Source organism: Halobacterium sp. BOL4-2 (assembly GCF_016917835.2).
Classification (GTDB): Archaea; Halobacteriota; Halobacteria; order Halobacteriales; family Halobacteriaceae; genus Halobacterium; species Halobacterium salinarum.
Genome location: NZ_CP070332.2, coordinates 217975 through 231376 on the forward strand (window position 1 = coordinate 217975; position 13402 = coordinate 231376).

General features: G+C 69.6%; 15 protein-coding genes. 7 read left to right on the forward strand and 8 right to left on the reverse strand.

Annotation, left to right across the window (positions count from 1 at the left end):
- Positions 1–24: 24 nt before the first annotated feature.
- Genes JRZ79_RS14305 through JRZ79_RS14315 form a run of 3 tightly spaced genes read right to left on the reverse strand, consistent with a single transcriptional unit; the run spans position 25 to position 1993 of the window.
- Positions 25–630, reverse strand: a complete 606-nt coding sequence (locus JRZ79_RS14305) for a TRIC cation channel family protein (protein WP_010902175.1) — start codon at positions 628–630, stop codon at positions 25–27.
- A 14-nt stretch (positions 631–644) separates the two neighbouring features.
- Entirely contained in the window at positions 645–1409 is a 765-nt protein-coding gene (locus tag JRZ79_RS14310; protein WP_012289134.1) for an S-adenosyl-l-methionine hydroxide adenosyltransferase family protein, read from the reverse strand.
- 50 nt (positions 1410–1459) lie between these two features.
- Positions 1460–1993 carry a nicotinamide-nucleotide adenylyltransferase gene (locus tag JRZ79_RS14315; RefSeq protein WP_205251430.1) on the reverse strand — a complete coding sequence of 178 codons (534 nt, stop codon included), beginning with the start codon at positions 1991–1993 and terminating at the stop codon, positions 1460–1462.
- Positions 1994–2169: 176 nt separating this feature from the next.
- On the opposite strand from JRZ79_RS14315, the gene lonB reads away from it, so the two are divergent.
- The gene (gene lonB, locus JRZ79_RS14320; protein WP_010902178.1) at positions 2170–4278 is read left to right on the forward strand and encodes an ATP-dependent protease LonB; all 2109 of its coding nucleotides are present in this window, start codon (positions 2170–2172) and stop codon (positions 4276–4278) included.
- Between the two features lie 156 nt (positions 4279–4434).
- Here the strand turns inward: lonB and JRZ79_RS14325 are convergent, their stop codons facing one another.
- Positions 4435–4890 carry an MGMT family protein gene (locus JRZ79_RS14325; RefSeq protein WP_205251431.1) on the reverse strand — a complete coding sequence of 152 codons (456 nt, stop codon included), beginning with the start codon at positions 4888–4890 and terminating at the stop codon, positions 4435–4437.
- A gap of 81 nt (positions 4891–4971) precedes the next feature.
- Between JRZ79_RS14325 and trpC the strand changes: the two genes are divergently transcribed.
- From trpC to JRZ79_RS14345, 4 genes are read left to right on the forward strand one after another with little or no spacing between them, the layout of a single operon-like run.
- Entirely contained in the window at positions 4972–5727 is a 756-nt protein-coding gene (gene trpC / locus JRZ79_RS14330; RefSeq protein ID WP_205252411.1) for an indole-3-glycerol phosphate synthase, read from the forward strand.
- A complete protein-coding gene (trpB, locus tag JRZ79_RS14335; RefSeq protein WP_010902181.1) occupies positions 5724–7016 on the forward strand; it encodes a tryptophan synthase subunit beta in 1293 nt (430 codons plus the stop codon). Before trpC ends, trpB begins: the two co-directional genes overlap by 4 nt.
- Positions 7013–7843 (forward strand): tryptophan synthase subunit alpha, encoded by an 831-nt coding sequence (gene trpA / locus JRZ79_RS14340; RefSeq protein ID WP_205252412.1) that lies wholly within the window; start codon positions 7013–7015, stop codon positions 7841–7843. Before trpB ends, trpA begins: the two co-directional genes overlap by 4 nt.
- Positions 7844–7867: 24 nt before the next feature.
- Positions 7868–8665 (forward strand): 2-amino-3,7-dideoxy-D-threo-hept-6-ulosonate synthase, encoded by a 798-nt coding sequence (locus tag JRZ79_RS14345; RefSeq protein ID WP_010902183.1) that lies wholly within the window; start codon positions 7868–7870, stop codon positions 8663–8665.
- On the opposite strand, the gene JRZ79_RS14350 is transcribed toward JRZ79_RS14345, so the two are convergent.
- Positions 8662–8967, reverse strand: a complete 306-nt coding sequence (locus tag JRZ79_RS14350) for a hypothetical protein (protein ID WP_012289137.1) — start codon at positions 8965–8967, stop codon at positions 8662–8664. The genes JRZ79_RS14345 and JRZ79_RS14350 overlap by 4 nt on opposite strands.
- A 102-nt stretch (positions 8968–9069) precedes the next feature.
- On the opposite strand from JRZ79_RS14350, the gene JRZ79_RS14355 reads away from it, so the two are divergent.
- A complete protein-coding gene (locus JRZ79_RS14355) occupies positions 9070–10233 on the forward strand; it encodes a 3-dehydroquinate synthase II (protein ID WP_010902185.1) in 1164 nt (387 codons plus the stop codon).
- Positions 10234–10239: 6 nt separating this feature from the next.
- Here the strand turns inward: JRZ79_RS14355 and JRZ79_RS14360 are convergent, their stop codons facing one another.
- The 3 genes from JRZ79_RS14360 to JRZ79_RS14370 are packed head-to-tail and all read right to left on the reverse strand — an operon-like array spanning position 10240 to position 12398.
- Positions 10240–10650, reverse strand: a complete 411-nt coding sequence (locus JRZ79_RS14360) for a zinc ribbon domain-containing protein (RefSeq protein WP_012289138.1) — start codon at positions 10648–10650, stop codon at positions 10240–10242.
- Between the two features lie 47 nt (positions 10651–10697).
- Positions 10698–11378: a type I 3-dehydroquinate dehydratase gene (locus JRZ79_RS14365; protein WP_012289139.1), complete on the reverse strand. Its 681-nt coding sequence runs from the start codon at positions 11376–11378 to the stop codon at positions 10698–10700.
- Positions 11379–11438: 60 nt separating this feature from the next.
- Positions 11439–12398: a transcription initiation factor IIB gene (locus JRZ79_RS14370; protein ID WP_010902188.1), complete on the reverse strand. Its 960-nt coding sequence runs from the start codon at positions 12396–12398 to the stop codon at positions 11439–11441.
- A 290-nt stretch (positions 12399–12688) separates the two neighbouring features.
- Here JRZ79_RS14370 and JRZ79_RS14375 point away from each other — a divergent pair, with 290 nt between their 5' ends.
- Complete coding sequence (locus JRZ79_RS14375) at positions 12689–13402, forward strand: cobalamin-binding protein (RefSeq protein ID WP_205252413.1); 714 nt, start codon at positions 12689–12691, stop codon at positions 13400–13402.

The window sequence follows — 13402 nt, forward strand, 5'->3', positions numbered from 1 at the left end:
CCGCCCGCCGGCCGGGCCACGCCGTCACGCCGGGGCGTTGAGCCGGACCGTCGGCAGCGCCCACTCGAAGCGGATCGCGAGCAGCCGCACCGCGAGCGTGACCCCCGCGCCCGCCGCCGCCGCGATCGTGGCCCCCAGCCCCGACGCAGTGGCGACCCACAACACGGTGCTCCCGGCGATCGCGCACGTCGCGTACAGGTCCTCCGTGAGCACGAACGGCACGCGCTGCAACAGCACGTCGGACACCAGTCCCCCGCCGACTCCCGTGGTGGTGCCGAGCACGACCACCCCGAACGGCGACACGTCCGCCCCGACGCCGACCAGCGCGCCCGACGCCGCGAACGCCGCCAGCCCGACGGCGTCCGGGACGTCCACGACCGGGTGGGCAAGCACCTCAGTGCCGACGCGTCGCGCCACCACGACCGCCACCACCACGCCCGCCAGCGCGAACCCCACGTCGGTGGTGGACTGCAACATCGCCGGCACCGACCCGACGAGCACGTCACGGGTTGCGCCGCCGCCCAGCGCCGTCAGCACGCCGAGCACCGCGACCCCGAGCACGTCGAAGTCGGCGTCGATCGCCTTCAGCGAGCCGACGGTGGCGAACGCCACCAGGCCGACCGCGTTCATCACGCCGAACGCCGTCACCACACCACCGTCACCTCATCGCCGGCGCTCACGCCGAACGCGTCGTCGCCCCGGCCGCGGTTCACCGCCAACTCGACGTTCCCGTGGCTGCCCACGGTGAGGAGGCGTTGCCCGGGGTCGGTGTGGGCGTACGACCGCCGCACCGGCGTGGCGACGCCGTCGACCTCGACGGTGTCCCCGACCCGGTCGGCGACGATCTCCCCCGGGAGGTTCGTGATGGCGTTCCCGAACCCGTCCACGGCGATGACCGTGCCGGCCGCCCCGCCATCGGTGACCGCCGGCGCGGGAAACGACACGCGCTCGTAGTCGGCCGTCGGCTCGTACTCGGGGTACTGGTCGAACGTATCGACGCCACGCTCGTGGATGTCGGCGGCCGCCGGCGCGAACACGTCCCGCCCGTGGAACGTCGCGCTCGCGGGGTCTTCGACGTCGATCTCGAACACGTCGATGTCGGCGGCGTCGCCTGCGATGCGGCGCGCGGCCGGCACCGCCACGCCGTTGTCCGGCGCGACGATGGCGTGGCTTCCCGCCCGCACCACGACGGCGCTGCGGTCCGTTCCGACGCCGGGATCGACGACCGCCAGGTGGACGGCCGGCGGGAAGTACGGCACCACCTCCCGCAGCCAGAACGCCGCCGCGCGGACGTCCTGGCGGGGGAGGTCGTGGGCGATGTCCACGAGCCTGGCGTCAGTCGTCTGCAACACCACGCCTTTCATCGCTGCCGGGTACGGCGAGCCGAAGTCAGAGCTCAGCGTGATCACGGTCTCCGTGTCGTCCGGCGTGCACAAAAACGCCCGTTGTCCCGGGCGGGCTACCGCAGCCCCGAGTCGTGACCGTTGGCGTCGGTGTCGGCCACGTGCTGGATGCGCTCGACGCCGTCGATCTCCGCGACGACATCCGCGACGGCGTCGGGCACCAGGCTCTCCCAGTCGTCGCCGTCGGCCATGCGGCGACGGATCTCCGCCCCCTCCAGGACGTCCCGGTCGTACATCGGCGGCTGGCGCACCTCGACGGCGGCCTCGTTGAACAGCCGAATCACCAGCGGGTTGTTCGAGTACGCGACCTCGAACTTCGGGCACATCGACCGCACGTGGCTCACCCAGACGGCGTTGCGTTCGAGGTCCTCGATGGGGACCGCATACGTCACGAGGTCGAACTCGACCAGCGCCTTCGTGATCATCATGATCCGTTCGCCGGCCGTAAACGGGTTTCTGGCCGAGTGGGAGTCCCCCGCACTCCCGATCCCCACCACCAGCTCGTCGACCTCAGTCGCGATCTGTTCGATAACGCGGCGGTGGCCGGTGTGGAACGGCTGGAAGCGACCGATATAGAACCCGCGAGTCATCTCTCGCGTAGACGAATCTGGTCGGCGACCATAAGAATGGCGAGTTCGCCTCGATACGAATCGCGGAACCCGTAGTATGGCCCCGAAACGCGGAGAATACGGCCGATTAGACGGCGTTTCAAGGGAGAAAGTATATCAGTTGCCCACCCGTGTTTTTTCGTGTCGAACCAACTTCTATGAGCAACGAATCGACGAACGACGCGCCGCCCGACGACGACCCCGACGACCCCGAGCCGTCCGTCGATCACGACGACACCGACGGGCTCCAGGACGACCCCGCCGACAGCGTGGACGACGCTGGGGAGGTCGACGACCTGGAGAACCTCGGGAGCGACGTGGGCGTTGAGGGTGATGTGTCTATCGACGAAGACAACGCCGAGGACGACTTGCTTGGCGGCCTGCGCATCGACGACACGTCGGACATCACAGTTCCGGATCGGCTCGTCGACCAGGTCATCGGGCAGGAGGCGGCCCGCGAGATCGTCAAGCGTGCGGCCAAACAGCACCGCCACGTCATGATGATCGGGTCGCCGGGTACGGGCAAATCCCTGCTGGCCAAAGCGATGAGCCGGCTGCTCCCGAAAGAGAGCCTGCAGGACGTGCTCGTCTACCACAACCCCGACGACTCCAACGAGCCGAAAGTCAGGACCGTCCCGGCCGGGAAGGGTGAGCAAATCGTTGACGCCCACAAGGAGGAAGCCCGCAAGCGCAACCAGATGCGGTCGTTCCTCATGTGGATCATGATCCTGCTCGCGGTCGGCTACGCGCTGTTGATCGCGACGCCGGCGCGCCCGCTGCTGGCGCTGCTCTCGGCAGCCGGCATCTATCTCCTGTTCCGGTACACCAACCGCGGCAGCGACGCGATGGTGCCGAAGCTCCTCATCAACAACGCCGACAGACAGGTCGCGCCCTTCGAGGACGCGACCGGCGCACACGCCGGCGCGATGCTCGGCGACGTTCGCCACGACCCCTTCCAGTCCGGCGGGATGGCGACGCCGAGCCACGAGCGTGTCGAAGCCGGCTCCATCCAGAAAGCCAACAAGGGCGTGTTGTTCATCGACGAGATCAACACGCTGGACGTGCGGTCCCAGCAGAAGCTGATGACCGCCATCCAGGAGGGCGAGTTCTCGATCACGGGACAGAGCGAGCGCTCCTCGGGGGCGATGGTCCAGACCGAGGCGGTGCCGTGTGACTTCATCATGGTCGCGGCCGGGAACATGGACGCCATGGAGAACATGCACCCGGCGCTGCGCTCCCGCATCAAGGGGTACGGCTACGAGGTGTACATGGACGACACCATCGAGGACACCCCCGACATGCGGCGCAAGTACGCGCGGTTCGTCGCCCAGGAGGTCGAGAAGGACGGGAACCTCCCGCATTTCGCCCCCGACGCGATCCGCGAGCTCATCCTGGAGGCCAAGCGCCGCGCCGGCCGCAAGGACAGCCTCACGCTGAAGCTGCGCGATCTCGGCGGGCTGGTCCGGGTTGCCGGCGACATCGCGCGTTCGGAGGGCCACGACCTCACGCAGCGGTCGGACGTCCTCGAAGCCAAGAAGCGCTCGCGCTCCATCGAACAGCAGTTCGTGGACAACTACATCCAGCGCCGCAAGGACTACGAGCTCGGCACCACCAGCGAGGAGGCCGTCGGCCGGGTCAACGGGCTCGCGGTGATGGGTGGTGACTCCGGCATCATGCTGCCGGTGATGGCGGAGATCACGCCCGCACAGAGCCAGGAGGAGGGCCGCATCTACGCCACCGGCCAGCTCAAAGAGATGGCCGAGGAGGCCGTCGAGAACGTCTCGGCGATCATCAAGAAGTTCAGCGACGAGAACATGTCCGAGAAGGACACGCACATTCAGTTCGTGCAGGCCGGTGAGGGCGGGGTCGACGGCGATTCGGCGTCGATCACGGTCGCCACCGCCGTCATCAGCGCCCTGGAGGACATCCCCGTCGCCCAGGAGCTGGCGATGACTGGCAGCCTCTCGGTCCGCGGTGACGTGTTGCCGGTCGGCGGCGTCACGCACAAGATCGAGGCCGCCGCCAAGGCCGGCTGCGAGCGGGTCATCATCCCGAAGGCCAACGAGGACGACGTGATGATCGAGGACGAGTACGAGGAGCAGATCGAGATCATTCCGGTGACACACATCAGCGAAGTGCTCGATGTGGCGCTGGTCGGCGAACCCGAGAAGGATTCGCTGGTCGACCGCCTCAAGTCAATCACCGGCAAGGCGCTCGACAGCGCGTCCGACTCCGGCACCACGGGCGGCAATCCGAGCCCGCAGTAGTCGGATCTTTTTACTTCGGCGGGTTTCCTGGATCGTTCGCGCCGCTGGCGCTCAATCCCTGCGGGACCCCACATCGCAAAAAGCTACGCGAAGACCGTCCCGCTCGCCGCAGCCGTCGTGAACGCGGCGGGGTTCGGTGTCAACGCGCGCTGACTGTTACTCTTCGAGGTCGCGGAGGGCGCGGACGACGCGGTCCGGCGCGCCGCTCGGCGCACCTCGCACGCGGTGGTCGGGTACGAACAGGGGCACGGGGTTCGCCGCGAGGGCGTCCCGGACTGTCCGACGGCCCTCGTTGCTGTCGTGGTCGAGGTCCGGCGTCATCCGGGCCGCGAGCTCGACGTCGACCGTCTCGCCGAAGGGCACGTTCCGGATGGCTTCGAGGACGCGGCGCTGGTCTGTCGGCAGCGTGAGTCCGACGGTCACGTCGTCGAAGTCGTTCTCGGTGCCGTCGAGGTACGCGCCGACGCGGTCGAGGAGTTCGTGGTCGGTGCCGGCGTCGTTCGGACGTTCGCGGGGGAAGGAGACGCTGATGACGCGATCACCCGCGACGCCGAGCTGTACGAAGCAGTCCAGGCTGTCGAACTCGCGTGCGTAGATGCCGGCGGCGCTCATAGTCTGTGGTCGCGGGCCCCGGCCTTGAGCGTCCCGGCTGACGCAAGCTTTATGTACAGAGTAATGCATTGATGTACAACAATGGACGACAGTTCGTCGTTGGCGTCCCCGGTCCAGTCGATCCTGGCGGCCGCCCGCCGCCGCGACCCGCCGGCACGGCGGTGCACCGTCTCGGCGCGCTCGCTGCCCGCCGCCCTCCACAGCGCGGCCGCCGACGGCCGCACGCCGATCATCGCCGAGGTGAAACCCACCAGCCCGACCACCGACACCGAACACAGCGGCGACCCCGCAGAGCTCGCCCGCGAGATGGTCGCCGGCGGCGCGGCAGCCGTCTCCGTGCTCACCGAGCCACACCACTTCGACGGCAGCACGGACGCGCTGCGCGCGATCCGGGACGCCGTCGACGTGCCCGTGTTGCGCAAGGACTTCCTGTTGACCGAACACCAACTGGACGCCGTCGCGGCCGACGCCGTGTTGCTCATCGCGCGGTTCCTCGGCGACGACCTCGGCGACATGCTCGCGGCCGCCCGCGACCGCGGCTTCCAGGCGCTCGTCGAAGTCCACAGCCGCTGGGAGCTGGCGCGCGCCGTCGACGCCGGCGCGGACATCATCGGCGTGAACAACCGCGACCTCACCGCCCTCACGGTTGATCTCGACACGTTCGGTGCCGTCGCCCCCGAGGCCCCGGCTGACGTTACGCTCGTCGCCGAATCCGGGATCGCGACGCCCACCGACGCCCGCACGATGCGGGCGGCGGGCGCGGACGGACTGCTCGTCGGGAGCGCGATCATGGACGGCCCGGTACGCGACACCACACGGAGGCTTGTCACTGCATGAGCACAAACACCGACGACACGACACGGACGGACGGAACGTTCGGGGACTACGGCGGCCAGTACGTCCCCGAGGTACTGATGCCCGCAGTCGAGGAGCTGACCGACGCCTACGAGCGGTACGTCCTGGACAACGAGGACGGCTTCGTGGACGACTTCCGCCAGCGCATCCGCTCGTTCGGCGGGCGGCCCACGCCGCTGACCCACGCCCCGACGCTCAGCCAGCGCCACGGCGTCGACGTCTACCTCAAACGCGAGGACCTCCTGCACGGCGGCGCGCACAAACTCAACAACGCCCTGGGGCAGGTGTTGCTCGCCAAATACATGGGCAAAGACCGCATCGTCGCGGAGACCGGGGCCGGCCAGCACGGCACCGCAACCGCGATGGCCTGTGCCGCCCTGGAGATGCCATGCGAGATCTACATGGGGCGCACCGACGTGAACCGCCAGCGCCCCAACGTCTTCCGGATGCGGCTGCACGACGCCGACGTGAACCCGGTGACCGTCGGCTCGGGGACGCTGAAAGAGGCCATCAACGAGACGATGCGTGACTGGGCGACGAACGTCGCGGACACCCACTACGTCATCGGGTCGGTCGTCGGCCCACACCCGTTCCCGTCGATGGTGCGGGACTTCCAGGCGATCATCAGCGAGGAGCTGCGCGCGCAGTCCCGCGAGCAGCTCGGCGAACTCCCGGCCGCCGTCATCGCGTGCGCCGGCGGCGGCTCGAACACCATGGGTGCGTTCGGCGCGTTCGTCGGGAGCGCCAGCCTGCCGGGGGCTCCGGCGGGCACACACGAGCCGGCCCCCGACGTGGACCTGCTGGCCGTCGAAGCCGGCGGCTCGCGCCTCGGCGTCGACGACGACGCGGGGTACGCGCCGAACTCCGCCAGCCTCTCGACGGGCACTGAGGGCGTCCTGCACGGCGCGCGCACGAAACTCCTTCAGACGGAGACCGGCCAGATCGTGGAATCACACTCCGTGTCCGCCGGCCTCGACTACGCGGGGGTCGGCCCGGAGCTGGCACACCTCGTCGACACCGGCCGCATCACACCCACCAACGTCGACGACGACGCCGCGCTCGCGGCTTTCCACCGGCTGTCGCGCGACGAGGGCGTGATCCCCGCCCTCGAAACGAGCCACGCGGTCGCCGCCCTCGACCAGTACGACGGCGATGGTCCCGTGGTGGTGAACGTCTCCGGCCGGGGCGACAAGGATCTGGACACCGTCATCGAGGCGTCGGCGGCCAACGACATCGACGCCGCGCCGGACATGGAGGTGTTCGAGCAGTGACCCGCAGCGACCTCGCTGCGGCCTTCGACGACGGCCCGGCGCTGGTGTCGTACGTGGTCGCGGGCGATCCGACGCCCGCCGCGACCGCCGAGTACATCGACGCGCTCGTGGACGGCGGCACGGACGTGATCGAACTCGGGCTGCCGTTCAGCGAACCCGTCGCGGAGGGGACGACCATCCAGAACGCGATCAAGCGCGCGCTCGATGCCGACATGACGCCCGACGCCTACCTGGATCTCGTGGCGCGCATCGACGCCGACGTGCCGGTTGTCTGTATGACCTACTACAACCTCCTGTTCCAGTACGGCGACCGCGCCGGGCCCGCGGCGTTCGTCTCCGCGGCGGCCGAGGCGGGCGTCTCCGGGTTCGTGGTTCCGGATCTGCCCGTCGACGAGTCCGGCCCGCTCCGGGAGGCGTGTCGCGCCCACGGCCTCGATCTCGTGTTCGTCGTTGCGCCGACGACCACCGCCGACCGCCGCGAGCGCATGCTCGATCTGACCACGGGGTTCGTCTACGTGCAGGGCCGGGTCGGCACGACGGGTGCCCGTGAGGAAGTCAGCGCGGCGACGCCGGACGCGCTCGCGGCCCTCCAGCACACGGACATCCCGAAGGCCGTGGGGTTCGGCGTCTCCTCGGGCGAGCAGGCCCGCGAGATCACGGCCAGCGGTGCTGACGGCGTCATCGTGGGGAGCGCGTACGTCGACACGGTCGCCGACGGTGTTGCCGACGACGACCCCCCCAGCGTGGTCGCCGATCGCCTGCGGGACCTCGCCGCCGAGCTGAAGGCCGGCGCCGCTCGGGGCGTGCCGGAACCGGAACACAAATAGCCCAACGTTTGCTAGCCAGTACCAATGACTGACGCCGGGAAAACCGCACGACTCAACCGCATCAGCACCGACGACAGACTCCTCACGATCCCGATGGATCACGGCATCACCCTCGGCGCGATCGACGGCCTCGTGGACATCGAAGCCACCATCCGTGAGGTCACAGCCAACGGCGCCGACGCCGTCCTCACCCAGCCGGGCATCGCCCCCCGCGTCCACCCCAACAAGGGCGACGCCGGCTACATCGTCCACCTCAACGCCTCAACGACCCTCGGCCCCGACCAGACGGACAAACGCCGCACCGGCACCGTCGAAGACGCGGTCCGCGCCGGCGCGGACGCCGTCTCCTTCCACATCAACGTCGGCAGCGACCACGAACCCGACCAGATCACCGCGCTCGCGGACGTCGCCGCCGACGCCGACCGCCTCGGCGTTCCCGTGCTCGCGATGGCGTACGCCCGCGGCCCCGGCGTCGACGAACACGACGCCGCGAACCTCGGCCACGCCGTCCGCCTCGCCGAGGAAGTCGGCGCGGACGTCATCAAAACCGCCTACTCGGGCAGCACCGAGAGCTTCCAGCGCGTCGTTGATGCCACCGCCAAGCCGGTCATCATCGCCGGCGGCGACCCCGCCGGCGACCGCGAAACACTGCAGGGCATCCGGGACGCCATGGACGCCGGCGCGGCCGGCGTCTCCACTGGCCGCACCGTCTTCCAACACGCCACCCCCGGCGCGATGACCGCCGCCATCTCGGCGGTCGTCCACGACGACGCCGACCCCGAAGCGGCGCTCGCCCGGGCCGGTCTCGTCGTCGACGCCTAACGCTCGGCGTCAGTCACCTGCCACCCGCCCGGCGCACGCGCGAGCACGTCCTCGACGTCCGCCCTCGCCAGCCCGAAAAACGACTCCCGGCCGACGGCCGTCCGGAACCGCGCGATCACGGTGTTCGGTGTCGCCTCGAACACCGTCACCGAGCAGCTCCAGTCGGCGTGTTCGAGGCGCGCACACTCGGGCTTCTCCGCCGCGATCTCGCTGCCAAGCGCCCAGCTCAGCGACTGTGCAGCGTCCACGGGAAGCGGCATCCGATCAGCAAGGAAGCTCTGTTCCCCTTCGCGGGTTGCCATACCGCAGCTACGACGCCACCGACGAATAAATCGCCCGCTTCTGGTATGCCACGCGTCAGCCGCTCCGGTACGCTTTAGGCCGCGTGCCGCCTCCACCCGGCAATGACACGGTCCGTTTGGCTGAAAGCCGACGACGAAGTCGGCGACTGGGAGACCCGCAAACGCCGCATCACCGCCGGCCTGGAGGCCGGCGTCGACTGGGTGCTCGTCGACCGCGCGGACGTCGCCCGCGTCCGCGAACTCGGCTCGGTGAACGTCGCCGCGTTCTCCACCGACGACGCGAACGTCATCGAGGACGCCGAAGGCACCGACGCCGACCCCGACGCCTACGTCGCCGGGAAGGACGGCGAAGGCGACGGCACCGTCGATCTCCCCGCTGACTTCTCGGGGAGCGCCGACCTCTCGGCGCTCCGCCGCGGGCACGCCGACACGGCGTACGTCCGCATCCGCGACGAGGAGTACGAGCCGTTCGCGCAGGCCGCCGCCGAGGTCGCCGACCACACCATCGTCGTCGGCGACGACTGGACGATCATCCCCCTGGAGAACCTCATCGCGCGCATCGGCGAGGAAACCACGCTCGTCGCCGGCGTCGAATCCGCCGCGGAAGCCGAAACCGCCTTCGAGACGCTCGACATCGGCGCGGACGCCGTCCTCCTCGACAGCGACGATCCCGACGAGATCCGGCGCACGGTGTCCGTGCGGGACGCCGCCGACCGCGAACACCTCGCCCTCTCGACGGCCACCATCACCACCATCGAGGAGGCCGGCAGCGCCGACCGCGTCTGCGTGGACACGGGCAGCCTGCTGGCCGACGACGAGGGGATGCTCGTCGGCTCGATGAGCCGCGGGCTGTTCTTCGTGCACGCCGAAACCGCCCAGTCGCCGTACGTCGCCGCGCGGCCGTTCCGCGTGAACGCGGGCGCGGTCCACGCCTACGTGCGGACGCCCGACGGCGGCACCAAATACCTCGCGGAGCTCGGCAGCGGCGACGAAGTCCAGGTCGTCGACGGCGACGGGCGCACCCGCTCGGCGGTCGTCGGGCGCGCGAAAATCGAGAAACGGCCGATGTTCCGCGTGGAAGCCGAAACCGACGACGGCGACCGCATCGAAACCCTCCTGCAGAACGCCGAAACGATCAAGGTCGCAACCCCCAACGGCCGCACGGCCGTCACGGACCTGTCCGTCGGCGACGACCTCCACGTCTTCCTTCAGGACGGCGGCCGCCACTTCGGGGAGGCCATCGACGAGCGCATCATCGAGCAGTAACCGCGGTCAGTCCAGCTCCCCGGGACGCTCCAGGCGCTGCGTACACCACGGACAGAACTCCAGCTCCTCGTCGAGTTCGTTCCCACAGGCCGGACACACAGCCGCGTCGTCGTCGGTCGCCGCCGCCGGCGACGACTCCTTGACCGCCAGGATGTACGCGTCAAGCGTGCAGAACACCCGTACGGCAAGCAGGCTCACCATCACTCTCGGTCCGATGGTCGCGCCCGCGTCGATCGCACCTTGTACCCCACGCGCCTCGATCGCCTGGTATGCGGCATCCGGGATGACCAGCGCGGCAACCGCCATCGACAGCCCGAACCACGCGATGGCCCGCACCCACGCCCGCAGATAGATGTGTCCGAGCCCCGGGTAGACGAACGCCAGCACACCAGCCAGCAGTCCACGTCTGTTAGCCACAGTGGATGTCTGTCGGCCCCAATGGTAAACCCACCGAACGCGGCCACCTACTGTAGGTCGGCGATCAGCGCCTGTAGCGCCGCCGGCGCGTACTGCCCGGGCGCGGTCGTCTCCCCGTCGGCAACCGGCGCGTATCCGAGCTTCGACCCGTACAGCGGGGTTACGGCCCGCGTGTGTCGGCCCAGATCGCCCATGCCCATGGTCGCCACGGTCATCCCCGCGGCGCTGTACTCGTGTGTCACACGGATCACGTCCAGCGCGTCACCGCGGTCCTGGGGGGTCACCGCCAGCTTCCCCACGTCGCCCAGCGAGCACGCCTCCCCGAGCAGATCCGCCATCGCGGACAGCGACGGCGTCCCGTCGAAGTCGTGGGCCGACACCACCGTTGTGGTGTCCGTCGAACGCGCCGCCGCAAGCGCCTCCGCGCCGTCGGCGGTGTCGTCGTCCACGAGCGCACTGCGCTCGATGTCGACGGCTGCGACGCAGTCGGTCCTTGCGGCCTCCGCGAGGGCGTCGATCCGGTCGCCGCCGTCGGCCGCAGCCCCGCCCTCCCAGTCGGCGCGGTTGGTCGCCAACACCGGCAACACCCCGTCGTAGTCGTCGAGGGCCGCCAGCGGGTCGGCCGCCAGGTCCATGCGGAACTCGACGAGGTCGACGTGTTCGGGGGCCGCTGGCGCGGCGCCGAGATCGCCGGTTGACGCGGCGAGCAGAAAATCCTGGAACTCCATACCCGGCTCACACGCGGCCAGTGGCAAAAAGGTGGGACACCTCCGAGCGGGGTGTGACGTCTACACCGGAATGGTGTCTTCGGCCTCCAGCAGCTCGTGGTAGCGGTTGCGGATGGTGACCTCGGAGATGTCCGCGACCTCCGAGACTTTCGCCTGCGTCGTCTTCTCGTTCGTCAGCAGCGCCGCGGCGTACACCGCTGCGGCGGCGAGCCCGACCGGCGACTTGCCGGAGTGGACGCCCTTGTCTTTGGCCGTCTTCAGGAGCTCGCGGGCGCGATGGGAGGCCTCGTCGCTGAGCCCGAGGTCGCTTGCGAACCGCGGCACGTAGCTCTCGGGGTCGGCGGGCGCGACCTCCAGGCCGAGCTCGCGGACGACGTAGCGGTACGTGCGCGCGATCTCGGCCTTCTCGACGCGGGACACGTCGGCGATCTCGTCGAGGCTGCGGGGAACGCCGGCCTGGCGCGCGGCGGCGTACACGCAGGACGTGGCGACGCCCTCGATGGAGCGCCCGGGCAGCAGGTCGTCCTCAAGCGCGCGGCGGTAGATCACCGAGGCGGTCTCCCGGACGTTGTCCGGCAGCCCGAGCGCGGAGGCCATCCGGTCGATCTCGCCGAGCGCCTGCTTGAGGTTGCGCTCTTTGGCGTCCCGGGTGCGGAAGCGCTCGTTCCACTTGCGCAGGCGCTGCATCTTCTGGCGCTGGTTGCTGGAGAGACTGTTCCCGTAGGCGTCCTTGTCCCGCCAGTCGATGTTCGTCGACAGCCCCTTGTCGTGCATCGTGTTCGTGGTCGGGGCACCGACGCGGGATTTCTCGTCTTTCTCCTTGGAGTCGAACGCGCGCCACTCGGGGCCGCGGTCGATGCCGTCCTCCTCGACGACCAGCCCACAGTCGGCACACACCGACTCGCCGTGCTCCTCGTCGTTGACCACGAGGCCACCGCACTCTGGGCAGCCGTCCGTCGATTCCGATTCCGTCTCGTCCGTGCGCTCCTGCTCTCGGGAACGCATTCGTGCGTCTGTCATGTAGCGTACAGCCCCCCGGAAAAACCCGGATGAGTCGTAGCCAAGTTATTTACCCAGTTCCCTCTTAACAGTTGTGTATTCGGTCGCGGTCCGGGATGAGACAACACGGCCGCTAGGCCGACAGACACAGCCGCATGCGGGCGCGGCGGTGCTCGATCTGTTCGCCAGCGCCGCGCCGGAACTAACGTATTGTTTAGGAACTATTATTATAGGGTTTCGTTTGACCGATCACACGCCGCCCCGGGAACCGCCACCACGAGCGTTTTCCGCCCGCCACGCCACACCCACGTATGCGCGTCGTCTCGCTTGCACCCAGCGCCACCGCCGTCGTCACCGCCCTGGGCGCGTCCGACCGCCTGGTCGGCACGACAACCCACTGCGACGCCCCCGACACGCCGGCCGTCGGGGGCTGGCTGACCCCCGACTACGACCGCGTCGTCGACCTCGACCCGGACGTCGTCCTGACCAGCGACGCCCTCCAGGCCGAGATCCGGGACGCCCTCCGGAGCCGCGGGTTCGACGTCCACCACACCGCACCAGCGACACTCGACGACGTGCTCGCGTCGTTCGCCGACATCGGCGACGCCGTCGGGCGGCCCGACGCCGGCGACGCGCTCGCCGCCGATTGTCGGCGACGCCTCGCCGGCGTCCGTGACGCCACCCCGGCGGACGGGCCGACCGTCTACTGCGAGGAGTGGGCGGACCCGCCGATGGCAGCCGGCAACTGGGTGCCCGACGCCGTCGACGCGGCCGGCGGGCACTACCCGTTCGTCGATGCCGGTGCCCGCTCCCACGAGGTCGACGCCGCGGCTGTGCGCGCCGCCGCTCCCGACCACGTTGTGGTCCACATCTGTGGTGCCGGCCGGCAGACCGACGCCGACCCGGCCACACGCTGGGACCTCGACGCCGCCGTCCACGTCGTCGACGACAGCCTCCTGAACCAGCCGAGTCCCCGGCTGATCGACGGCATCGAACTGCTCGCCGACCAGCTCCACGCCACCTGA